Source organism: Alicyclobacillus sendaiensis NBRC 100866 (assembly GCF_001552675.1).
GTDB lineage: Bacteria > Bacillota > Bacilli > Alicyclobacillales > Alicyclobacillaceae > Alicyclobacillus > Alicyclobacillus sendaiensis.
Genome location: NZ_BCRQ01000144.1, coordinates 1 through 727 on the forward strand (window position 1 = coordinate 1; position 727 = coordinate 727).

Genomic DNA, 727 nt, shown 5'->3' on the forward strand with positions numbered 1-727 from the left:
CATCCGAGAGCAATTTGCGGATCCTGCAACGCGCCGGCGGTCACTACATCGCTGGGGAGAAGATGACCTCTGGGAAACCGGCGGTGGACGAGGCCTTGGCGCGCCCCGGACGCTTTCGTGAGCTTCGTCCGAACCTGAAGGTGAAGGAGGTCGTGGTGGGAGACGGCGAGTCACGGGTGCGTTACGTGTTGGCGTTCAATCCGGAGGAAGCCAAACGCGATGAGGCGCGCCGAGAGGCGATGTTGCGCGAGCTTCGGATGGAGTTGGAACGCCTCAAGGAGCTTCAGGGCGAAGCGCACACGAAGGCGCATTGTCGTCTCGCAAGCCATCCAACGTTCAAGCGCTACCTGAAACAGGACCGATGGGGGAATCTGAGAATCGACCCGGAGGCCGTGCGGCAAGCGGCTCATCTGGACGGGAAGTACCTGATCCGCACGTCCGACGACACGCTGTCGACGGACGATGTCGCGCTGGGATACAAGCAACTCCTGATGGTGGAGTCGGCGTTTCGGACCCTGAAGACGACGCTCGACATCCGTCCCATGTATCACCGGAAGGACGAGCGGATCCGTTCGCATGTGCTGCTGTGATTTCTGGCCTTGCTGCTGGTGCGCATCGCCGAAGTGCAAACCGGGCGGTCGTGGCCCGATATCCGCTCCCACATGCAAGCGATGCATCAGGTGACCAAGAGCACGCCAGATGGAATCGTCGTGCAGCGCACTGAAAC

General features: G+C 61.5%; 1 pseudogene. It reads left to right on the forward strand.

The annotated features are described in order from the left end of the window. Positions 1–727: pseudogene (locus AS26_RS14805) on the forward strand (IS1634 family transposase); the annotation flags it as partial.